This is a genomic window from Microbacterium sp. HD4P20 (genome assembly GCF_019449275.2).
GTDB lineage: Bacteria > Actinomycetota > Actinomycetes > Actinomycetales > Microbacteriaceae > Microbacterium.
Map to the genome: position 1 here is coordinate 53,819 of NZ_JAHZQZ020000017.1, position 21,331 is coordinate 75,149.

Genomic DNA, 21,331 nt, shown 5'->3' on the forward strand with positions numbered 1-21,331 from the left:
CGCGGTCGGCCTAGGCTTGCGGGGTGACCACAGTGCTCCTCACCGGGTTCGAGCCGTTCGGCGGAGACCCGACCAATCCCTCGGGCGACGCCGTTCGCGAGATGTCGGCACGCTGGAGCGGTCCGGAGGACCTCGTGACCACCGTGCTGCCGGTCACGTTCGCGGGAGCCGCTGAGCGCCTGCGTGAGCTCGTCGCCGAACACCGCCCGGACGTCGTCATCGCGACCGGTCTCGCCGAGGGCCGCGCCGCCATCGGCGTCGAGCGGATCGCGGTGAACCTCATCGACGCGCGCATTCCCGACAACGACGGTGTGCAGCCGGTCGACGTGCCCAGCATCGAGGGCGCCCCGACCGCGCGCTTCGCGACCCTGCCGGTGAAAGAGATCGCGCGTCGCCTCTCGGACGCGGGAATCCTTGCCGAGGTCTCGCACACCGCCGGCACCTTCGTCTGCAACCACGTGTTCTTCACGGCCCTCGAGGTGGCGGCATCCGATTCCCGCGCGGGATTCATCCATGTCCCCTGGTCTGCCGAGCACGCGCCGACGTCCGAGGTGGCGACGCTTCCGCTCGCCGACATCGTCCGTGCCCTCGAGATCGCGGTGCGCACGAGCCTCGACCTGACCGAGGATGCCTCTATCCCGACAGGCGCCCTCCACTGACGTCCGGCGGGGCCGGGTCAGCGCGACCGACGGCCCACGTGCAGCACCTCGCGCACCACGAGGCCCGCGACCAGAGCCCAGAACGCGGCACTCACGCCGGCGATCGCGATGCCCGACGCTGCCACGAGGAAGGTGACCACCGCGGGCAGGCGCTCCCCCGGGTCGTCGATGGCCTGCTGGACAGCACCCCCGAAGGCGCCGAACAGTGCGATGCCGGCGACGGCGGGGATGACAGCGTCCGGCGCCACCACGACGAGAGCCACGAGCGCGGCCGACAGGCCGCCGAGCACGATCCCGCTGGCGCCGGTAGACACGCCCGCGACCCACCGACGCTTCGAGTCGGGGTCGGCGTCGGGCGCCGCGGCGAGCGCCGCACTGATCGCGGCGAGGTTGATGGCGTGGCCGCCTGCGGAAGCACCCAGCGCGGTGCCGAGGCCGGTGACCAGCATCGCCGGACGCCATGGCACCTCGTAGCCGAAGCTGCGCATGATCGCGACGCCCGGCACGTTCTGCGAGGCCATCGTGACCAGGAACAGCGGCAGCGCGAGCCCGACGACGGCGCCGAAGGTGAGCGTCGGCGCGGTGAAATCGAGTCGGGGCACGAAGACCGCGGGATCGATCACCGCTCCGGTGGTCACGACGTGCACGCCGACGACGGCGGATGCCGCGACGAACGCCAGCGGCACGGCCCAGCGCGGCGCGAGCCGGACGAAGACCAGCCACGTGAGAATCACCGGCACCACGCCCCACGGGTTTGCCACGATGCCCGTCACCGGAGCCAGGCACAGCGGCAGCAGAACCCCGGCCAGCATCGCCTGCGCGATCGACGGAGGGATGCGCGCGATGAGGCGTCCGAGCTGCGGCCACAGCGCGGTCAGGAGGATCAGTCCCGACGTCACGAAGAAGGCGCCGACGGCCGCAGGCCAGCCGCCCTCGACAGCGCCCGTCGTCGCGAGCACGGCCGCCCCGGGGGTCGACCACGCCACCGTGATCGGCATCCGGTACCGCCACGCGAGCACGATGCCGGCCGTCCCCATCGTGAGGCAGAGCACCAGCAGCCCGCTCGCGGCCTGTGCGCTCGATGCGCCGACGGCGTCGAGGCCGGTGAGGACGACCGCGAACGAGCTCGTGACGCCGACCAGTGCGGTGACGATCCCGGCGACGATCGGGCGGGACAATGGTGCGCGGGTGTGCGTGTCGCTCATGAGATTCCCGACGGTAGCGGATCGCGGCGTCGGCGCGCCTCGGTAGGGTCGGGGGCATGACGCGTCGCACGGCACGACTGTCCCCCTCGGCGGCGCAGAGCGAGCTGGCAGCGGCCCTCGCGAACCTGCGTGCGGAGCTCGATGTCACAGAGGCGTTTCCCGCCGACGTCGAGGCCGAGGCACGCGAAGCTGCGGCCGAACCGCTCGGCGAACTGCCCGATCTGACGGACGTCGAGTTCTTCACCATCGATCCGGCCGGCTCGACCGATCTCGACCAGGCAATGCACTTGACGGCTACTGCGGCCGGGTTCACCGTGCGCTATGCGATCGCCGATGTGCCGTTCTTCGTCGCTCCCGGCGGTGCTCTTGATATCGAAGCCCGTCGGCGGGGGCAGACGCTGTACGCCGCCGACGGCCGCGTGCCCCTGCATCCGCCGGTCATATCGGAGGATGCCGGATCGCTGCTTCCCCACCGCACGAGGCGCGCCTTCGTGTGGCGGTTCGCGCTCGACGCCGACGGGGCGCTGCGCGAGACGACACTCACCCGCGCGCTGATCCGGTCGCGGCAGCAGTGGACGTACGACGAAGCGCAGCGCGCGCTGGAGAATGGCGGCGCCCCCGAGGGACTGGCGCCGCTCCCCGACATCGGCCGGGCGCTCGTCGCTCAGGAGGCCGCGCGGGGAGGGGCGTCGCTGAACGCGCCCGACCAGGAGGTCGTGCTCACCGACGGCGGATACGACCTGGAACGACGGATGCCCCTGCCGGTCGAGGACTGGAACGCCCAGCTCTCACTGCTGACCGGCATGGCCGCCGCCCGCATCATGCTCGACGCGGGCATCGGGATCCTCCGCACGATGCCACCGGCGCCGCCGGAGGCGGTGGCCGCCTTCCGCAGGCAGACCGAGCTCCTCGGCCTCCCGTGGGCCAAGAGCCTCGAGTATGGGGAATACCTCCGCAGCCTCGACCGCGGAGACCCCAGGGCGCTCGCCGTCCTGCAGGATGCGGCATCCCTCTTTCGCGGCGCGGGGTATGAAGCGTTCGACGGCGCCGCCCCGGAGCAGCGGATGCAGGCGGCGCTGGCCGCGCCGTATGCGCACGTGACCGCGCCGTTGAGGCGGCTGGTCGACCGCTGGGGGCTGGTGATCTGCGAGGCGATCTCGCGCGGAGCGGACGTGCCGGCGTGGGCGCGCGCCTCGCTCGGCTCGCTGCCACGCGCGATGGCGTCCAGCTCCGGGCTCGCCGGCCGCCTCGAGTCGGGCACGATCGACCGGATCGAGGCGGCACTGCTCGCCGGGCGGATCGGCGACGAGTTCGACGCGGTCGTCCTCGCGCAGAGCACCGCGCACACCCGCATCCAGCTGACCGACCCGGCGGTGGAGGCATCCGTCGACGGCGTCTTCGGCGCGCCGGGCGAATCTGTCCGCGTGCGGCTGCTCGCCAGCGCCATCGCGACCGGCACGGTCTCGTTCGAGCCGGTGTAGTGAGGGGGCCGAAGGTCAGGCTTCGATGGACGCCACGGTCTCAGCTCGTGACGACCTGAGCCGTGCCGACGGGCGCCGCAGGACCCATCTCTTCGGCGATGCGGTTCGCCTCTTCGATGAGGGTCGCGACGATCTCGGCCTCGGGCACGGTCTTGATGACCTGGCCCTTCACGAAGATCTGGCCTTTGCCGTTGCCCGAGGCGACACCGAGATCGGCCTCTCGCGCTTCGCCCGGGCCGTTCACGACGCAGCCCATGACGGCCACCCGCAGCGGCACGGTCATGTCTTTCAGACCCTCGGTGACGTTGTCGGCCAGTGAGTACACGTCGACTTGCGCGCGACCGCACGACGGGCACGACACGATCTCGAGCTTGCGCTCGCGCAGGTTGAGCGACTGCAGGATCTGATGGCCGACCTTGACCTCTTCGGCGGGCGGCGCCGACAGCGAGACGCGGATGGTGTCGCCGATCCCTTCGCCGAGAAGGATGCCGAAGGCCGTGGCGCTCTTGATGGTTCCCTGGAACGCGGGTCCGGCCTCGGTCACTCCCAGGTGGAGCGGCCAGTCCCCCATCCCAGCCAGCAGGCGGTAGGCCTGCACCATGATGACGGGGTCGTTGTGCTTGACGGAGATCTTGAAGTCGTGGAAGTCGTGCTCTTCGAAGAGGCTCGCCTCCCACCGCGCGCTCTCGGCGAGCGCTTCGGGAGTCGCCTTGCCGTACTTCTGCAGCAGGCGCGGGTCGAGCGATCCCGCGTTCACACCGATGCGCAGCGATACGCCGGCCGCCTTGGCAGCCGCCGCGATCTCGCCCACCTGATCGTCGAACTTGCGGATGTTACCCGGGTTCACCCGCACCGCGGCGCAGCCGGCGTCGATCGCCTGGAAGACGTACTTCGGCTGGAAGTGGATGTCGGCGATCACGGGGATCTGACTCTTCTTGGCGATGATGTGCAGCACATCGGCGTCGTCCTGCGACGGCACCGCGACGCGCACGATCTCACAACCCGACGCGGTGAGCTCGGCGATCTGCTGCAGCGTCGCGTTGATGTTCGTGGTCGGCGTGGTCGTCATCGACTGGACGCTGACGGGAGCATCTCCCCCGACGAGCACCTTGCCGACCTTGATCTGTCGGCTCTTGCGGCGGGGGGCGAGAGTTTCGGGGACCTTGGGCATCCCGAGATTCACGGCTGGCACGTCCTCCAGCCTACGCGCGGTGCATGTGCACCGGCTGGCGGTGAGCTGATCGCATGCCGCGTCGCAGTCAGGCCGCGTGCGCGGTGTATCTTCCCGGCATGAGCCTGAGCCACCACCTGACACGCATGACGGGACGCGATCCGCATCAGGCGCATCGCGCGGCGACCCCTCTCGAGCTGCTGTTCGACCTCGTTTTCGTGGTGGCGTTCAGCCAGATCGGAACTCAGACGGCGCACCTGCTGGAACTCGGGCATGTCGCCAACGCGGTGATCGGCTTGGCGTTCACGACCTTCGCCGTCGCGTGGGCGTGGATCAACTACTCGTGGCTGGCATCGGGCTACGACACCGACGACATCTTCTTCCGACTCGCGACGATGGTGGTGATGATCGGCGTCCTCGTGGTGGCCCTCGGCGTGCCGGACGTCTTCCACTCGATCGAGGCGGGCGCACACCTCGACAACACCGTGATGGTCGCCGGCTACGTGGTCATGCGTGTCGCGACGGTCGCGCTGTGGCTGCGGGCGGCCCGTCACGACCCGAAGCGGCGCAGCACCTGCATCGCCTACGCGGTGAACATATCGATCGCGCAGGTGGGGTGGATCGTCCTCATCTTCCTGAGCCTGCCGGTCGGCACGACACTCCTCTTCGCGGCGCTGCTGGCGCTGTTCGAGATGGCGGGCCCCATGTTCGCCGAGCTGCGCTTCGGGCGCACGCCGTGGCATGCCCACCACATCGCCGAGCGATACGGACTGCTCGTCATCATCACGCTGGGAGAGGTCATCCTCGGCACGATCCTCACGATCTCCGCACTGGTCTCGGAGCAGGGGTGGACGCTCGAGACCGCGGTCATCGCCTTCAGCGGAGTGGCTCTGACGTTCGGGATGTGGTGGATGTACTTCGCGATTCCGTGGGGCGCGATCCTCGAGCACCACCGCGGCCGTGCGTGGTTGTGGGGATACCTCCAGATGGCCCTGTTCGGCTCCCTCGTCGCCGTCGGGGCCGGACTGCACGTGGCAGCGAACGTGATCGCTCACGAGGCGCATGTCGACGCCGTCTTCGCGGCAACCTCGATCGCCATCCCGGTGCTCGCGTTCGAGACCCTGCTGTTCGGGCTCTACGCGTTCATGGTGCAACAGCTCGATCCGTTCCATCTGTGGCTGTATCTCGGCGTCGTGCTGATGCTGGCCGCCGGGGTCGCGGCCGTCGCCCTCGGCGCATCGCTGGGACTCGGAATGATCCTCATCGCCTGCTCGCCGGCCGTCGTGGTGGTCGGGTACGAGACGGTCGGGTGGCGCCACGGCGCCGCGATGCTGGAACGCGTCACGCGCTGATCGCGGCTGAGCCGCGGCGTGGGCCTGTGGTAGGTTCGGCGCATGTCCGCACACCTCACCTGGTGGCTCACCGCGTAGGCGGTGGGTTTCGCGCGACTCCGACCGCCCCCGAGGGCGGTCTTCTTTTTCGTACGGGACACCGCCCCACGACGAAAGAACCACCGCCATGACCGGGCTCACCCACCCTTCGCTCCGCGAGATCGCCGACAGCGGCATCCCGTTCGCCCTCATCGCCCGCGACGGCGTCACCGTCGAGGTTCTCACCGGTGAGGTCGTCGACCTGGAGCTCCTCGCCGACATCCCCCTGACCGGCGCCGACGGGGCTCCGCGCGAAGTCCTCGCGCTCGTGCCGTTCCGCCAGGTGCGCGAGCGCGGGTTCGAGTGCCACGACGACGGCGCCCCGCTGCGCTGTCTCATCGTCGGCGAGCGCTTCGCGATCGATCGCGACGATGCGCTTGCCCAGCTGCCCACCACGCCCGTCCCGCTCCACGAGCCCGGCTTCGACATCCCCGACGACGAATACGCCGACATCGTGCGACGGGTGATCTCGGACGAGATCGGCCGCGGCGAAGGCGCCAACTTCGTGATCCGCCGCGACTTCACCGCGGGAGTGACGACGGATGCCGCGACCGCCGCCCTGACGTGGTTCCGCGCTCTGCTCGAGCACGAGCGCGGCGCGTACTGGACGTTCGCCGTCGTCACGCCCGGCCACGTCGCGGTCGGCGCCAGCCCCGAGGCGCACGTGAGCGCGCGGGGCGGCTCGCCCGCGGCCCCCGGCTATAGCACCGTGACCATGAACCCGATCTCGGGAACATTCCGTCATCCCGCGGGCGGTGCGACCGCCGAGACGCTCTCGGAGTTCCTCGAGTCCACCAAGGAGACCGAGGAGCTCTTCATGGTGGTCGACGAAGAGCTCAAGATGATGAGCGCGGTGTGCTCGGACGGCGGCCGGATCACCGGTCCGCATCTGAAGGAGATGTCGCGGCTCACCCACACCGAGTACGTGCTGCGCGGACGCAGTCGCCTGGACCCGCGCGAGATCCTGCGCGAGACGATGTTCGCCCCGACGGTGACGGGCTCGCCGATGCAGAACGCGTGCACGGTCATCACGCGGCACGAGAAGTCGCCGCGCGGGTACTACTCGGGCGTGGCCGCGCTGTTCACGCCGCGGCATCCGGATTCGCCTGCCGAGGGCGGCGAGCCCGACGGACCGACGCACGACCTCGACGCGCCCATCCTCATCCGCACGGCGTATCTCGAGAACGGTCGCCTGCGGGTGCCGGTCGGCGCCACCCTCGTGCGTCACTCAGACCCCTACGGCGAGGTGGGCGAGACCCACGGCAAGGCGGCGGGCGTGCTGGGCGCGATCGGCGCCGTTCCCCGCGATGCCGCCGCCGAGCGGGCTGCCCAGGCCGCCGCCGTCGCGTCCGTCGTCGACACCGCTGCCGTCGACGAAGACGCGCCCGCCCCGCAACCGCGCCGCCTCGCCGACGACCCGGCGATCGCGGCGCTGCTCGCCTCTCGCAATGCGCGGCTCGCAGAGTTCTGGCTCAACCCGCAGGGATCGGGTGAGCCCGGGCCGTTCGCCGGCCGATCGGCGCTCGTCGTCGACGCCGAGGATCGTTTCACCACGATGCTCGCCCATCAGCTGCGGCATCTCGGTCTGGACGCCCGGATCGTGCCGTGGAGTCAGGTCACCGACGAGCAGGTCGACGCCGCCGAGCTCCTCGTATGCGGCCCTGGTCCTGGCGACCCGCGCGACCCTGCGAGCGACCGCATGAAGCGCATGCGCGAACTCGTGCGGCGCCGGCGGGCCGCCGGCCGGCCACTGCTCGCGGTGTGCCTCAGCCACCAGATCCTCGCCCGCTCGTTGGGTCTGGGCCTGGCACCGCTCGCTGCGCCGCACCAGGGCCTGCAGAAGACGGTGGACGTGTTCGGCACGCCGGCATCCATCGGCTTCTACAACACCTTCACCGCGCGCGTCCCGGCCGAACAGGGGCGAGCCGGTGAGACCGAGATCGCCGCCGACCCCGAGACAGGCGACGTGTATGCGCTGCGGGGGCCGGGCTACGCCTCGGTGCAGGGCCACCTCGAGTCGATTCTGTCGCGCGACGGCATGACGACCCTCGAGCGCGTGGTCGCTCACGCCCTTGCCCCCGTTCGGACCTGAGCGAGGCATCCCGCTCAGAACAGCGAGATCGGGTTGAAGATATCGGCCAGGATCAGCACCGCTCCCATGCCGATGAGGGCGATCACCACGATGAACGTGAGCGGAACCAGCCTGGTGGCGTCGACGGGCTTCGGCGGGGGGCGGTGGAAGATCTTCGCCCATACCCGTTTGATGCCCTCCCACAATGCCACCGCGATGTGACCGCCGTCCAAGGGCAGCAGCGGGATCAGGTTGAAGACGAACAGCGCGATGTTCAACGACGCGAGGAGGGCGAGGAAGCCGGCGACCCGGTTGAGCACCGGCGAGTCCGCGGCGGCGACTTCGCCCGACAGGCGGCCGGCCCCGACCACGCTGAGCGGACCGTTGGGATCGCGCTCCTGTCCGGTCACCAGATCGACGCCGGTCTCCCAGACCTTGACCGGAAGCTGCCACAGGATGCCGGCGACGGCGCCGACCTGGTCGACGGCCGCCTGCGCGCCGCCCCAGATCGGCTGACGCACGTACTCGACGGTCGGGCTGATGCCGACGAACCCGACTTCATCGGTGGTGGTCGTGCCATCCGGGGCCGTCACGGACGCTTCGGTGGTCGCCGGCTGCACCGTGAGTGTCCGCTCGGAGCCATCACGTTCGACCACGAGGGTGAGCGGATCCCCGGCGCCCTCCTGGATGACCGCGGACGCCTCGGCGAAGTCGTCCACCGGCTGCCCGTCGACCGAGAGGATCGTGTCGCCCGGCTCGATGCCCGCCGCAGCGGCAGGAGCGGCCGGATCCGACGCGGCGCACTCGGATGTCAAGGTCGCGGGCACGCACTCCGAGAGTGAGGCGACCGTGGTGGTGGCCGTCTGCACCCCGATTCCGGTGACCAGGATCGAGAACAGCACGATCGCGAAGAGGAAGTTCATGACCGGGCCGCCGAGCATCACGATCACGCGCTTGAACACGGGCAGCCGGTAGAACACCCGCCGGTCGTCGTCACCGTGGAGCGTCTCGTCGTTGGCCGCGCGTGCATCCTGCACCATCGTCGCGAAGAAGCCGCCGCCGGCTCGGCCCGGCCGCGCAGCGGTATCGGATCCGGATGCCGCAGCCTCTCGGGCCCGTTCCTCGGGCGACGGCGGGTACATGCCCGCCATCGAGATGTAGCCGCCGAGCGGAATGGCCTTCGCGCCGTACTCGGTCTCGCCGATGCGCCGCGACCAGAGGGTCGGGCCGAACCCGATCATGTACTGGCCGACACGCACCCCGAACTTCTTGGCCGGCCACAGGTGGCCCAGTTCGTGCAGTGCGATCGACACGGCGAGGCCCACGACCATGAGCACGACGCCGATGACGAACGCAAGAGCTTCCACACGCACACGGTACCCGCGTGCGGCTTTGAGTTGGGTGTGACCGCGGCCGCCGGCGAGCGGTTTGACGGAATCGAGCCCGTCAGCGCCTCACGTAAGCTCGAGCCAGGAGGAACCGTGAGCCCACGCCATGTGCGCGCCCTGCGCGGCACCGCCACGGCCGCCGTCGCAGCCGTCGTGGCCGCGACCGCGCACACACTGGCCGGTGGGGGCGCTCCTGCGCCGCTGCTGGTGGGCGCCGTCGCCATCCTCGGCGCACCGTTCGCCACCGCCCTGATCGGTCGCGCCCTGTCGATGTGGCGTGTCGCGAGCGCCGTGCTCGTGAGCCAGGTCCTGTTCCACGTGGCCTTCGCGTTCACTGCCGGCGCCGATCCCGCCGCGACCCCGGCCGCGCACGCGCATCACCACGCCCTGACAGGCACCGCGACTGCCGTCCTCCCCGACGGCCCGATGACCACGGGTCACCTGCTCGCCGCGATCGCCACGATGCTCGCCCTCTACGTCGGCGAACGGATGCTGCGTGCCCTGGGTCGTGGCATCCGTTCCCTCTTCTCGCGCGCCCGCGCGATCGCGCCCCGCCCCCCGGTCCCACGCCTCGTCTCGAGAGTCGCGCAACCCCTGCGTCGGCTGCGGATCGCCCTGTCGGGGCTGTCGCGACGAGGCCCGCCGTCGCTCGTCTTCGCGGTGCGCTGAGCCCCGCACGCCCCCGCCGGCCCGCCCTGTTCCCCGAACTCTTCGGACGCGGGCCGGAGTTTCCGCATCGCCGCGCAGTGAATCGTCCCTGCGCGCCAAGACGAAAGATGACCCATGAACACCACTTCCGCTCCTGCTCCCCGCCCCCGCGCGCGTACCGCCCGCCTCGTGATCGGCGCCGCGGCCGGCATCGCCCTCGCCGTGGGCGTGCCGCTCGCCGCCTCGGCCCACGTCCATGTCGATCCGGGTACGGCGTCCGCCGGTGGCACCGAGACCCTGACGTTCTCGTTCTCGCACGGCTGTGATGGCTCCCCCACCACAGCACTGGTGATCGACATCCCCGAGGGAGTCGGCAACGTCACCCCGATCGTGCAGGGCGGCTGGACGATCACCCGCGAGGACGCCGGCAACGGCGTGCCGACCCGGGTCGTGTACACGGCCGACACTCCCATCGCCGATCACCTCAAGGCGACGGTCTCGATGGACGTGCTCTTCGACGAGGCCGCCGCCGGCACGACGATCGCTTTCCCGGTGACCCAGACCTGCGCCACGGGTGAGACGGCATGGACCCAGGTCGCCGACGAAGGCGAGGATCCGCACGACCTGGACGCTCCTGCGCCGCTGGTCGAGGTCGGCCCGGTCGCCCACGAGACCGCCACCCACGACCACGACGCCGAGGTCTCGGCTGGTGACGAAACTGAGACCTCGGGAGATACCACTGCAGCCGAGGCATCCGGAACCGCGTCCTCGGGCGCGAGCGACGCCGACCCGGTCGCGCGCTGGCTCGCCGCCGGCGGTCTCGTCGCCGGCCTCGCCGCCCTCGTCGTGGTGCTCGTGCGGGGCCGCGCCCGCCGGAGCTGACCGGCCAACAACAGCGACGTGCGCGGGCGCACGTGAATGAGAAGATGGATGCGCCATGCCGACCGACGCGCCCTCGAACCTTCCCCCCGTGCTCCGCCCGGACGCGCCGCCGACTCACTCCCTCGCGGATCTCGCGGCGCGTTTCGCCACGGCAACGCGCGGCGAGCTGTCAGGCGTCACACTCACGGGAATCACCCTCGCCACCGCCGACCTGCGGCCCGGCGACGTCTTCGTCGCCGTCAAGGGCCTGAACCGCCACGGCGCCGAGTTCGCCCCCTTGGCGGCCGCCAAGGGGGCGATCGCGATCGTGACGGACTCCACCGGCGCCGACCTCGCCGCCGCGAGCGGGCTGCCGGTGCTGCTGGTCGACGATCCGCGGGCCGCGCTCGGCGACCTGTCGGCGTGGGTGTACAACACCGGCCGCGACGACCACCTTCCGATCCTCTTCGGCACCACCGGCACCAACGGCAAGACCAGCGTGTCGCACCTGCTGGAGGGCATCCTCGAGCAGCTCGGCGCCACCACGGGGCTCTCGTCGACCGCCGAGCGCCACATCGCCGGTCAGGTGGTGGTGTCGCGGCTCACCACGCCGGAGGCGTACGAGATGCACGCCCTCCTCGCCCTCATGCGCGAGCGCGGCGTCGAGGCCGTCGCGGTCGAGGTGAGCGCGCAGGCGCTCAGCCGCCGGCGCGTGGACGGCATCGTGTTCGACGTCGCCGGCTTCACCAATCTGACGCACGACCACCTCGACGACTACGCCGACATGCGCGAGTACTTCGAGGCGAAGCTCCCGCTGTTCCGCCCCGACCGTGCCCGCCACGCGGTCGTGTGCGTCGACTCCGCTCCCGGCTGGGAGGTGGTTTCGCGCAGCGCGGTGCCGACCGTCACTGTCGGAACGCCCGCGCTCGCGTCGGATCCGGATGCTGCGGCCGGCGCGGACTGGGTGGTGGACATCCTCGACGAGCGACAGGCCGGCACCGAATTCCGCCTCACCGCCCGTGACGGCCGGACGATCACGACGCTCGTCCCCGTCATCGGGCGGCACATGGCCGCGAATGCCGGGCTCGCGATCGTGATGATCCTCGAGGGCGGGTACACCTGGGAGCGCATCGCCGGGGCACTCGACGGGCAGCGTATCGAGGCCTACCTGCCCGGGCGCACCGAGCTCGTCTCGGGCGAGTCCGGGCCCGCGGTCTACGTCGACTTCGGCCACTCCCCCGACGCCTTCGAGAAGACGCTCTCGGCGGTCCGGCGGGTCACCCCGGGCAAGGTCGTGATGCTGTTCGGCGCCGACGGCGACCGCGACGCGACCAAGCGCCACGACATGGGCCGCACCGCCGTCGAGGGCAGCGACATCCTCGTGGTCACCGACCACCACCCGCGCTTCGAGGATCCTGATTCGATCCGCGCGACCCTGATCGAGGGGGCACGGCGCGCGCAGCCCGATGCCGAGATCCTCGAGTTCTCGCCGCCGGAACGGGCGATCATCGAGGCGGTCGCGCTCGTGGGTGACGGTGACGCGATCCTGTGGGCAGGGCCGGGGCACCAGGACTACCGCGACATCCGCGGTGTCCGCACGCCGTACTCGGCGCGCGAGTTGTCACGTCGCGCTCTGCGCGAGGCGGGCTGGCCCGTGCCCGAGCCGCACTGGCCGGTGCCGTATCCGCAGCACGAGACCCCGGCATCCGATCCCCTGCGTCCGGTGTATCCCCCCGCTTGACCGCTGGGCCGCGCTGGAGCGCGGGATCAGTCGTGCGCGGCGATCGCCTTGTCGGCGGTGCGGCGGGCCCAGGTCTCAGCCTCGGCGAGCGCCTCGCGAGTGAGGACATCGGGCGCCTCGTGCGCGTCGACCACCCGCTCGACCGTGTCGACGATGCCGAGGAAACTCAGGCGCCCGTCGTGGAAGGCCTCGACGGCCTGCTCGTTCGCGGCGTTGAAGACGGCGGGGAACGTCCCGCCGGCACGCCCGACGCGCTTGGCCAGCCGCACCGACGGGAAGGCGTCGTCGTCCAGCGGCTCGAACGTCCAGGACGACGCCGTCGTCCAATCGAGAGGGCGGCCGACACCGGCCACACGGTGGGGCCAGTCCAGCCCGAGCGAGATCGGCAGACGCATGTCGGGCGGCGAGGCCTGTGCGATCGTGGAGCCGTCGACGAACTCCACCATCGAGTGCACGATCGACTGCGGATGCACGACGACCTCGATCTCGGAGTACGGCACGCCGAACAGCAGGTGCGCCTCGATGACCTCGAGCCCCTTGTTCACGAGCGTCGCGGAGTTGGTCGTCACCATCAGGCCCATGTCCCACGTCGGGTGCGCGAGCGCCTCGGACGGCGTGACGTCGGCGAGCGACGCGCGACTGCGACCGCGGAAAGGACCGCCGGATGCCGTCAGCACGAGCCTGCGGACCTCTTCGGCTTCCCCCGAGCGCAGCGCCTGCGCGAGCGCGGAATGCTCGGAGTCCACGGGCACGATCTGGCCCGGGCGCGCGATCGCCGTGACCAGGTCGCCGCCGACGATGAGCGATTCCTTGTTCGCCAGAGCGAGTGTGCGCCCGGTCTCGAGCGCCGCGAGCGTGGGCCCCAGGCCGACCGATCCGGTGATGCCGTTGAGCACGACGTCGGCCTCGACGTCACGGACCAGTTGCTCGGCTTCGGCCGCGCCGACCGCGGTGTGCTCGACGCCGAACTGCTCGGCCTGGGCGGCCAGGGTCGTCCGGTCCGAGCCCGCGGCGAGCCCGACCACCTCGAAGCGGCGGGGGTGGGCCCGCACCACGTCGAGCGCTTGCGTGCCGATGGAACCGGTCGAACCGAGGATCAGGACGCGCCGCATCGGCTCAGCCTAGCGGGGGGTTACTGAGCGACGGCGTGCTGCGTTGCCAGGATGTCGATCACGAAGACGAGCGTCTTGCCGGCGAGTTCGTGTTCGCTGGAGCCTGCCTCGCCATAGCCGAGGGCCGGCGGGATGACGACGAGCACCTGCGAACCGACGGTCTGGCCGACAAGGGCGTCCACGAATCCCGGGACGTACTGGTTGCCGGGGTTGGAGTACGGTGCACCGTTGGTCCACGAGGCGTCGAAGCTCTCGCCGGTCTCCCAGTCCACCCCGTAGTACTGCAGCAGCGTCGTGTCGCCTTCGGCGACGGCGATGCCGTCTCCCTTCTTCAGAACCGAGATCTCCAGCTCCGCGGGCGCGTCCTCGGCAGGGATTTCGACGCTCGGCGCGCCATCCTCGGCGAGCTCGACGGTCGGCATGCCTTCCACGGGCTCCTGCGGTTCCCCCCACGCGGCGGTGGGCGTGACGCTGAGCACGTCGAACACATAGATCTCGCCCGGACCGGACTCGCTGGCGGGGAAGGCGGCGACGAAGCGGGACCCGGGAGCGGCGCAGCCTGCGATCTGACCGACCGGAGTCGCGGCACTGATCGGCTGTGGAAGGACTTCGCCGGGTTCATATCCCAACGCGCCCAGCTCCTCACCGGTCTCGGCGCTGAAGGCCGTGATCCCGAAGTTGACGTAGTCGCCGTTCTCCAGCGGGTCCCCCTCGCCTTCGGCCACCGCGGTGCTCTGCAGTTCGTCGACCTCGAGGGGTGTGGTGAACGTCGCGGTGGACTTCGTCCCGACCTCCCCCTCGACGGTGACGGCGTCGGAGGCGGCGCCCGGAGCAACCTGCGCATCGCACAGATCGACCGCTCCACTCGCCGATGGCGTCGGGTCGGCCTCCGGGTTCGCCGGTGCCGAGCAGCCCACGAGCAGAACAGCCGACAACGCGGCGACGGACAGGGTGGCAAGCGAGCGAGTGCGCACGGAAGAACCTCGAGTCGTGGAAAGCGGAGTCTCCATCCTGTCCCATCTTTCCTTTGCCCGCGCTGAGAACCGGTCATGCCGATCAGGGAATGGAATCGGGAGTACCCTCGACGGGTGACTTCCGACCTCGTGCCCGACGCCGCCGACGACGCGGCCACCGCCGAAGTCGAGACCGGCCCGGTCCGGCGCATGGGTGCCACCTACGGGCTCGGCCGCTTCGTCCTCACCCCGCTCGCACGCCTGGTCTACCGGCCACACGTCCAGGGCCGCGGCAACGTCCCCAGGTCGGGACCTGTGATCTTCGCAAGCAACCACCAGTCGTTCATCGACTCCATCGCGATCCCCGTCGCCGCACCGCGGCCCGTGCACTTCCTCGCGAAGTCCAGCTACTTCGACAGCCCGGGGCTCGGCGGCTGGGTCTCGAAGCAGTTCTTCAGCGCCATCGGCGCAGTGCCGGTGCAGCGAGGCGCGGGGCAGGCCGCCCTGGATGCCCTGGAACAGCAGCGTGCGCTTCTGGAGCAGGGCAGCGCCGTCGCGCTGTATCCCGAGGGGACGCGGTCGCTCGACGGGCGCCTCTACAAGGGACGCACCGGCGTGGCGTTCCTCGCGCTGCAGACCGGCGCCCCCGTCGTGCCGGTGGGCCTCATCGGCACCGACAAGGTCATGCCGGTCGGCGCCAAGATGCCGTCGCTCACACACCGCATCACGGTCAAGTTCGGCGAGCCGCTCGACCTCGGCCACCACGGCCCGGCCACGTCAGGACGCGCCCGCCGCGCGGCGACCGACGAGATCATGGCGGCCATCCACGCGCTGTCGGGGCAGGAGCTGGCCCACGCCTACAACGAGGTGCCCGCGCAGAACCCCATCGAGCGCATCAAGCAGGTGCTGCCGCACGAGCGTCGCTGACCTCCGCCCGTCGGAGGGCGGGCTCAGGGGGCGACGAGGATCGTGGGCTCGTGGCGGACGGGGAAGTTCACGGAGTTCGCGATGAAGCACCAGGCGTTGGCCTGCGTGTGGGCGGAACGCGCAGCATCCGTCATCGAGGCTTCCGCCACGGTCACGCGGGGCCGCAGCACGACCTCGCGGAAGGCGCCGCCGCCGCGGCCGTCCTCGACCATGAGACCGGATGCCTCGTCCTCGTAGCCGACGACCACCACGCCCGTCTGCACGCACGCATGCAGGTACGACAGCAGGTGACACTCGCTGAGCGCCGCCAGCAGCAGGTCCTCGGGGTTCCAGCGCGCCGGGTCGCCGCGGAACGGCTTGTCGGACGACGCCAGCAGCGCCGGCTTGCCGTCGACCTCGATGGTCACGTCGCGGGCGTAGTCGCGGTAGCCGGAGGTGCCGGTCCCGCGGTCGCCGGTCCACGTGGTCCGGACGGAGTATCGATGCTCTCCCCACATGCTGCACAGTCTGTCATGCGGGATGCCGTCGCCCCCGGCGGTAGGCTTGCCGGGTGCCGCACACCTTCGCCGCAGCCGACGCTGTCGAGCTCGCCGTCGTCGAACGCAGCGGGTTCATCGAGTCCCGCCACGCCGGGATCGCTATCGTGCTGGCCCCCGACGGAACGATCGCCGAGAAGCGCGGCGACCCGTCGGCGCTGATCCTGCCCCGCTCCAGCCTCAAGCCGCTGCAGGCCCTCGCGTGCGTGTCGGCCGGTGCCCAGCTCGAAGGCGAGCGCCTCGCGCTGTCGACGGCCAGCCACTCCGGGACGGATCGCCATGTCGCGGTCGTGCGCGAGATCCTCGAGGCCGCCCGTGTCAGCGAAGACGCCCTGGGCTGCCCGCCGGCATGGCCGGGCGACACCGCCACCCGCGACGAGCTCGTCCGAGAGCTGCGCCAGCCTGAGCGCGTGCGCATGAACTGCTCGGGCAAGCACGCAGCGATGCTGCTGACCTGTGTCGTCAACGGGTGGGACACGTCCGGATACCTCGACCCCGAGCATCCGCTGCAGGCGCATATCCGCGACGTGATCGAACGCCTGATCGGCGAGAAGGCGTCGGCGACCGCTATCGACGGCTGCGGCGCACCCGTCTACGCCATGACCCTGTTCGGTCTCGCGCGGGCGATCCACCGCATCGGCAACTCCTCGAAGACCTCGCCGTTCGCACTGCACCGCGCGGCCGGCGTGCTCGTCGAGGCGGTCCGAGCCAACCCGTGGACGATCGACGGTCCCGGCCGGCCCGACACCATCGCGATCGAGCGGCTCGGAGTCTTCGCCAAGGGCGGCGCCGAGGGCGTCATGGTGATGGTCGCTCCCGACGGCACGACCGTCGCGCTGAAGATGCTCGACGGGAGCGGCCGTGCCGCGACCGCGGTCGCATTGCGTCTGCTCGAACGGCACGGCGCGCTCGCGTCGGCCGATGTCGCCGAGACGATGTCGAAGCTTCCGCTCGCCGTGACCGGCGGCGGGAAGGATGTCGGGGCCATCCGCCCCGCCTTCTGAGGCGCTCCCACGAGGAGCCGAAACGCTCCAACGGCGGAGCGGAAAGGACCACGCGATGAGGATCAGTGTCCCCACCGAGGTGAAGAACAACGAGTACCGGGTCGCCTTGACGCCGGCAGGCGTCCACGATCTGGTCGCGGCAGGGCACGAAGTCATCGTGCAGCGCGGCGCCGGCGAGGGGTCGTCGATGCCGGATGCCGAGTACGAGGCGGCCGGCGCAGTGTTGGTCGGCGACGCCGCAGAGGTGTGGGCACGCGCCGAGTTGCTGCTGAAGGTCAAGGAGCCGATCGCGAGCGAGTACGGCCACTTCCGCGACGATCTCGTGCTGTTCACATATCTGCACCTGGCCGCGGATCGCGCGCTCACCGACCGGCTCGTGGCCGACGGCGTCACCGCCATCGCGTACGAGACCGTGCAAGTGGCCGGCGGCGGGCTTCCCCTGCTCGCGCCGATGAGCGAGGTGGCGGGCAGGCTCGCCCCGATGGTGGGCGCCTCCACCCTGATGCGTTCGGCCGGCGGGCTCGGTCTGCTGATGTCGGGCGTCCCCGGAACGCGGCCGGCGACCGTCACGGTCATCGGCGGGGGTGTGGCGGGCGCGAACTCGGCGTACATCGCCGCGGGCATGGGCGCCGATGTGACCATCTTCGACACGAACATCCAGCGCCTCCGCTTTCTCGACGACCATTTCCAGGGCCGTGTGAAGACGGCGGCATCGAACCCGCTCGACCTCGATCGCGCGGTGGTCTCGTCCGATCTCGTGATCGGGTCCGTGCTCATCCCCGGCGCCAAGGCGCCCAAGCTCGTCACGAACGAGATGGTCAGCCGCATGCGGCCGGGATCTGTGCTGGTCGACATCGCCGTCGACCAGGGCGGATGCTTCGAGGACACCCATCCGACCACGCATGCCGAGCCGACCTTCCCCGTGCACGGCACCATCTTCTACTGCGTCGCGAACATGCCCGGTGCGGTGCCGAACACGTCGACATCGGCGCTGACCAATGCCACGCTCCCCTACATCCGTCAGATCGCACGCCGGGGTTGGAAGTCGGCGCTCGCGGCCGATCCCGCTCTCGCCGCCGGCCTGAACGTCGTCGACGGCTCAGTGGTGAATCCGGGCGTGGCGACGGCGCACGAGCTGGCCCTGGCCTCCCTCGCTGACGCCCTGGTTTGACCCGCCGTCCGACACCCCGGCCCGACTCGCCGCGCTTCACGCATCGATCCGGGGCAGGACGATGCGTGCCGGCGGAGCGCCTGCTGACACCAGCCAGGCTCGACCGGCCCCCGGTTCGCAGTACGGGGGCGCGTCGCGCACACTGATGAGGAGGCGCAGCTCTGCCGCACACGAGGTGTCGACGACGAGATCGTGATCGCCGCGCAGGTCGGCCAGCAGGCGCCAGTGGCGCTGCCACTCATCGGGCTCGCCGACGACGACGACCCGCCCCTCGGCGTCCCCGGGATCGGACGCGTATCGGTCGACCTCGATCAGACGCGCTCCCCGTCGCTCCCAGGCCTCGAGCGCCGCGCGCGGGGCCGGAGACCGGCGGGCCACGAACCCGGTAAGCGGGGCGGACGGGTGCCACGGCGACGGCTGGGCGGCCGATGGTACCGGCCGCTCGGGTGCCAGGGCGACCTGCACGGTCAGGCCCGCCCACCTGCCCCGGCCGGGCCCGGCATCCGGATCGAAGTGCCCAGGATCTCCGCCCGCGGCTGCGTGGTCGGTGCGGTTCGCGTACGGCAGCAGGAGGCGGCGGGGTATGAGGTCCGCGATCCGTGACACGGCGCCGGTCAGGCGATGGGCGCCGACCAAAACGAGCACTCCGGCGTCGCCGGCGCGTCGCATCATCGTCTCCAGGCGTTCTATGACGGTCTGGGCATACTCGGACGGCAGTCGCGTCGCCAACGCGTCCAGGTCGTCGATGAGGATCAGCGTGCCAGGCGCAGGCATCCTCTCGGCGAGCGCGGCAACGGTGTCCCACAGGCCCTCGGAGTCCGACGGCACGCGGGTCACCTCGCCCGCCGACTGCACCGCGATCAGTTCGAGGGCGTTCGTGACACCCGACCCGGCTCCCCCGAGCATCAGGACGCCGCGGTCCGACGGGCTCAGCGCGACGATGCGCTGGCGCTGCAGCGCTGGCTCGTCCGCCAGCGCCAACAGCAGCCGCTGCCCGCGTACGCCTGGAGCGGCGGGGTCGTGCGGGCGGTCAGGGTCGGCGTGGTCGGCGAGGTCGGCGAGGCGCACTCGGGTGGGGAGCGCCGGAAGCCACGGGCGGCGCGGCGCGCGCTCTCCGGCATGCGCAATCGCCGCAGCGACGTCATCTGGACCGGACAGCGCGATCGTGACACGCTGCGGGACGGCGTCGCCGGCGCGGCGGACGAGCGCGATGCCGCGGCCGTGCACGCCACCCGGAAGCCGTGCCGCCTCGTCGGTGCCGAGCAGTGCTCGGCTGTCGGCGGCGTCGGTCACCCGCAGGCTCACGCGGAGCGGGCAGTTCGCAAGCAGGTTTTCACGGATGACCCCGGCCGCGCGCTGCGTTCCGATGATCAGATGAATCCCGAGCGCTCGTCCGCGCGCCGCGACGTCGGCGAAGATGGCGGTCATCTCGGGATGATCCCCCAGCAGCGCGGCGAACTCGTCCACCACAACCACCAGTCGGGGTAGCTCGACCCGCGGGTCGAGGATGTCGCGCGCCCCGGCGCCGGCGATCGCGCCCTCGCGACGCCGCAGCTCGGCCCGCAAGCTTTCGATCGCGCGTCGCGCTCCGGCGCCGTCGAGGTCGGTGATCACTCCGGTCACATGCGGCACTCCGATGAGCGTGTCGAACGCGGTGCCGCCCTTGAAGTCCGCCAGCAGGAAGGTGACCTCGTCGGTGGTGTGCGTCGCGCACAGCGCGAGAATCCACGTGATGAGCAGTTCGCTCTTGCCCGAGCCGGTGACGCCGATCACGACGGCATGCGGTCCGTCGGCGACGAGATCGACCATCATCGGCTCGCCGCCGGCGACTCCCACCACCGCGGGAAGCCGGTCCCGTCCCGCCACGGGTGCGGCCGCGACCAGGGACGACAGCTGCACCGGCTCCCGCGCTCCGCGGGCGAGGCCGAGACTGTGCTCGGCACGCGACGCGAGCTTCGCGGCGATCTCGCCGGCCTGGCTCTCACCGACCGCCTCAACACGCAGCGGCACACGCTCACCGGCGCGCTCAAGCACGGCGGCGTCCGGTGAGCGGACGGTGAGCACCGCGCCGCAACGCGGCGGAAGAGGCTCGCCCGGCGCGCACCGCGCGATCGTGATCCGCGCCTCAGGTGGCGCCTGCTCACCCGGGCCGGGGAGCGCGAGGGCCACGCCCGCTGAAGCCGCGCGATGCGGCAACGCGTCAGTCCAGCTCGCCCAACCGCGCGCGGCTCCCACGATGCGCACCTCGCCGGGCGGTGCGATCAGACACAGCTGCAGCACGAGCGCTCGATGCACCGCCACAGCCGCCGCGCCGGCACCGACCACGACGATGCCTTCGTCGGCACGGACCACGATCGGACCGTCGCCCAGGCGGGCGGAGCGGCGGCGCAGGTCAGCGGCATCCGGATCGCCCTCTCCTCCCACCACACGCACACGGCTCGCGACCTCGCCGGCGCCCACGACCAGGCCGATCGCATCCAAGCCCGCGCGCCAGATCGCCTCGTCGTGCGTCACAAGGCGCGCCACGTCGGGATGCCGCGCCCATAAGCGACGACGCTCGATCTCATGGCGTCGAACCACCGCAGCGGCCACCCGTTCGCGTGCCGCGGCGGCGTCGGCCGTCGCACGACGGCGATCGCGGCGGGCCGCTCGGCGGGCATCAGCCATCGTCGCGACCGCGATCAAAGGGCCCAGCAGCGCCAGCCACAGTGACAGTACCGAACCGGTGACCAGCCACAGGGCCACAGCGCCCACGAGCGGGACGACCGCCGCGACGACGGGCAGGGGCGGCCGGGGCGGTGGCGTCCAGGGCGGTGGGAGCGTCAGCGGCTCATCGTCGAGGTGGGCCGGTTCGGCCAGCCCGGCATGCCCGCCTCCCGCACCCAGCGGGTCAAGGGCTGCCCGAGGCGACGGCTGCGGGGCAAGGGAGGAGCGCACACCTCAGTTCACCGCGGAACGTGGTGGCCGGCCCGG

At 71.2% G+C, this 21,331-nt stretch carries 17 protein-coding genes; 10 read left to right on the forward strand and 7 right to left on the reverse strand.

The window, feature by feature from the left end; all coding sequences use genetic code 11:
- The first annotated feature begins 23 nt into the window (after positions 1-23).
- Positions 24-659, forward strand: a complete 636-nt coding sequence (gene pcp, locus K0817_RS12380) for a pyroglutamyl-peptidase I (protein ID WP_219981820.1) — start codon at positions 24-26, stop codon at positions 657-659.
- 17 nt (positions 660-676) lie between these two features.
- On the opposite strand, the gene K0817_RS12385 is transcribed toward pcp, so the two are convergent.
- A complete protein-coding gene (locus K0817_RS12385; RefSeq protein ID WP_219981821.1) occupies positions 677-1,864 on the reverse strand; it encodes a benzoate/H(+) symporter BenE family transporter in 1,188 nt (395 codons plus the stop codon).
- Positions 1,865-1,920: 56 nt separating this feature from the next.
- Here K0817_RS12385 and K0817_RS12390 point away from each other — a divergent pair, with 56 nt between their 5' ends.
- A complete protein-coding gene (locus K0817_RS12390; RefSeq protein ID WP_219981822.1) occupies positions 1,921-3,345 on the forward strand; it encodes an RNB domain-containing ribonuclease in 1,425 nt (474 codons plus the stop codon).
- Between the two features lie 40 nt (positions 3,346-3,385).
- Here the strand turns inward: K0817_RS12390 and ispG are convergent, their stop codons facing one another.
- Complete coding sequence (gene ispG, locus K0817_RS12395; protein WP_219981986.1) at positions 3,386-4,516, reverse strand: flavodoxin-dependent (E)-4-hydroxy-3-methylbut-2-enyl-diphosphate synthase; 1,131 nt, start codon at positions 4,514-4,516, stop codon at positions 3,386-3,388.
- A 119-nt stretch (positions 4,517-4,635) separates the two neighbouring features.
- Here ispG and K0817_RS12400 point away from each other — a divergent pair, with 119 nt between their 5' ends.
- Both K0817_RS12400 and K0817_RS12405 read left to right on the forward strand, forming a co-directional pair.
- Positions 4,636-5,868 carry a low temperature requirement protein A gene (locus tag K0817_RS12400; RefSeq protein WP_219981823.1) on the forward strand — a complete coding sequence of 411 codons (1,233 nt, stop codon included), beginning with the start codon at positions 4,636-4,638 and terminating at the stop codon, positions 5,866-5,868.
- Positions 5,869-6,034: 166 nt separating this feature from the next.
- Entirely contained in the window at positions 6,035-8,038 is a 2,004-nt protein-coding gene (locus K0817_RS12405) for an anthranilate synthase family protein (RefSeq protein ID WP_219981824.1), read from the forward strand.
- A 14-nt stretch (positions 8,039-8,052) separates the two neighbouring features.
- Here the strand turns inward: K0817_RS12405 and K0817_RS12410 are convergent, their stop codons facing one another.
- A complete protein-coding gene (locus tag K0817_RS12410; RefSeq protein WP_219981825.1) occupies positions 8,053-9,384 on the reverse strand; it encodes a site-2 protease family protein in 1,332 nt (443 codons plus the stop codon).
- A 114-nt stretch (positions 9,385-9,498) separates the two neighbouring features.
- Here K0817_RS12410 and K0817_RS12415 point away from each other — a divergent pair, with 114 nt between their 5' ends.
- The 3 genes from K0817_RS12415 to K0817_RS12425 all read left to right on the forward strand — a co-directional run bounded on the left by K0817_RS12415 (position 9,499) and on the right by K0817_RS12425 (position 12,655).
- The gene (locus K0817_RS12415) at positions 9,499-10,074 is read left to right on the forward strand and encodes a hypothetical protein (protein WP_253735359.1); all 576 of its coding nucleotides are present in this window, start codon (positions 9,499-9,501) and stop codon (positions 10,072-10,074) included.
- A gap of 114 nt (positions 10,075-10,188) precedes the next feature.
- On the forward strand, positions 10,189-10,935 hold the full coding sequence (locus tag K0817_RS12420) for a YcnI family protein (RefSeq protein ID WP_219981826.1): 747 nt from the start codon (positions 10,189-10,191) through the stop codon (positions 10,933-10,935).
- 55 nt (positions 10,936-10,990) lie between these two features.
- Positions 10,991-12,655, forward strand: a complete 1,665-nt coding sequence (locus tag K0817_RS12425) for a Mur ligase family protein (protein WP_219981827.1) — start codon at positions 10,991-10,993, stop codon at positions 12,653-12,655.
- Between the two features lie 26 nt (positions 12,656-12,681).
- On the opposite strand, the gene dxr is transcribed toward K0817_RS12425, so the two are convergent.
- Together dxr and K0817_RS12435 are read right to left on the reverse strand one after the other, a co-directional pair.
- On the reverse strand, positions 12,682-13,767 hold the full coding sequence (gene dxr / locus K0817_RS12430) for a 1-deoxy-D-xylulose-5-phosphate reductoisomerase (RefSeq protein ID WP_219981828.1): 1,086 nt from the start codon (positions 13,765-13,767) through the stop codon (positions 12,682-12,684).
- Between the two features lie 20 nt (positions 13,768-13,787).
- Complete coding sequence (locus K0817_RS12435) at positions 13,788-14,741, reverse strand: FKBP-type peptidyl-prolyl cis-trans isomerase (protein WP_219981829.1); 954 nt, start codon at positions 14,739-14,741, stop codon at positions 13,788-13,790.
- 189 nt (positions 14,742-14,930) lie between these two features.
- Here K0817_RS12435 and K0817_RS12440 point away from each other — a divergent pair, with 189 nt between their 5' ends.
- Complete coding sequence (locus tag K0817_RS12440; protein ID WP_253735383.1) at positions 14,931-15,647, forward strand: 1-acyl-sn-glycerol-3-phosphate acyltransferase; 717 nt, start codon at positions 14,931-14,933, stop codon at positions 15,645-15,647.
- A gap of 23 nt (positions 15,648-15,670) precedes the next feature.
- Here K0817_RS12440 and K0817_RS12445 read toward each other — a convergent pair whose 3' ends face one another.
- Positions 15,671-16,144, reverse strand: coding sequence for an OsmC family protein (locus K0817_RS12445; protein WP_219981831.1), 474 nt, complete (start codon positions 16,142-16,144; stop codon positions 15,671-15,673).
- Positions 16,145-16,197: 53 nt separating this feature from the next.
- On the opposite strand from K0817_RS12445, the gene K0817_RS12450 reads away from it, so the two are divergent.
- Positions 16,198-17,187 carry an asparaginase gene (locus K0817_RS12450; protein WP_219981832.1) on the forward strand — a complete coding sequence of 330 codons (990 nt, stop codon included), beginning with the start codon at positions 16,198-16,200 and terminating at the stop codon, positions 17,185-17,187.
- 55 nt (positions 17,188-17,242) lie between these two features.
- A complete protein-coding gene (ald, locus tag K0817_RS12455; protein WP_219981833.1) occupies positions 17,243-18,358 on the forward strand; it encodes an alanine dehydrogenase in 1,116 nt (371 codons plus the stop codon).
- Between the two features lie 36 nt (positions 18,359-18,394).
- Here the strand turns inward: ald and K0817_RS12460 are convergent, their stop codons facing one another.
- Positions 18,395-21,295 carry an FtsK/SpoIIIE domain-containing protein gene (locus K0817_RS12460; RefSeq protein ID WP_219981834.1) on the reverse strand — a complete coding sequence of 967 codons (2,901 nt, stop codon included), beginning with the start codon at positions 21,293-21,295 and terminating at the stop codon, positions 18,395-18,397.
- Positions 21,296-21,331 lie beyond the last annotated feature (36 nt).

Bases quoted from the DNA above. Each gene is read 5' to 3' on its own strand.
- ispG (WP_219981986.1), bottom strand. From the start codon at position 4,516: ATGCCCAAGGTCCCCGAAACTCTCGCCCCCCGCCGCAAGAGCCGACAG.
- K0817_RS12390 (WP_219981822.1), top strand. From the start codon at position 1,921: ATGACGCGTCGCACGGCACGACTGTCCCCCTCGGCGGCGCAGAGCGAG.
- ald (WP_219981833.1), top strand. From the start codon at position 17,243: ATGAGGATCAGTGTCCCCACCGAGGTGAAGAACAACGAGTACCGGGTC.
- K0817_RS12385 (WP_219981821.1), bottom strand. From the start codon at position 1,864: ATGAGCGACACGCACACCCGCGCACCATTGTCCCGCCCGATCGTCGCC.
- K0817_RS12400 (WP_219981823.1), top strand. From the start codon at position 4,636: ATGAGCCTGAGCCACCACCTGACACGCATGACGGGACGCGATCCGCAT.
- K0817_RS12405 (WP_219981824.1), top strand. From the start codon at position 6,035: ATGACCGGGCTCACCCACCCTTCGCTCCGCGAGATCGCCGACAGCGGC.
- K0817_RS12420 (WP_219981826.1), top strand. From the start codon at position 10,189: ATGAACACCACTTCCGCTCCTGCTCCCCGCCCCCGCGCGCGTACCGCC.
- K0817_RS12425 (WP_219981827.1), top strand. From the start codon at position 10,991: ATGCCGACCGACGCGCCCTCGAACCTTCCCCCCGTGCTCCGCCCGGAC.
- dxr (WP_219981828.1), bottom strand. From the start codon at position 13,767: ATGCGGCGCGTCCTGATCCTCGGTTCGACCGGTTCCATCGGCACGCAA.
- K0817_RS12440 (WP_253735383.1), top strand. From the start codon at position 14,931: ATGGGTGCCACCTACGGGCTCGGCCGCTTCGTCCTCACCCCGCTCGCA.
- K0817_RS12445 (WP_219981831.1), bottom strand. From the start codon at position 16,144: ATGTGGGGAGAGCATCGATACTCCGTCCGGACCACGTGGACCGGCGAC.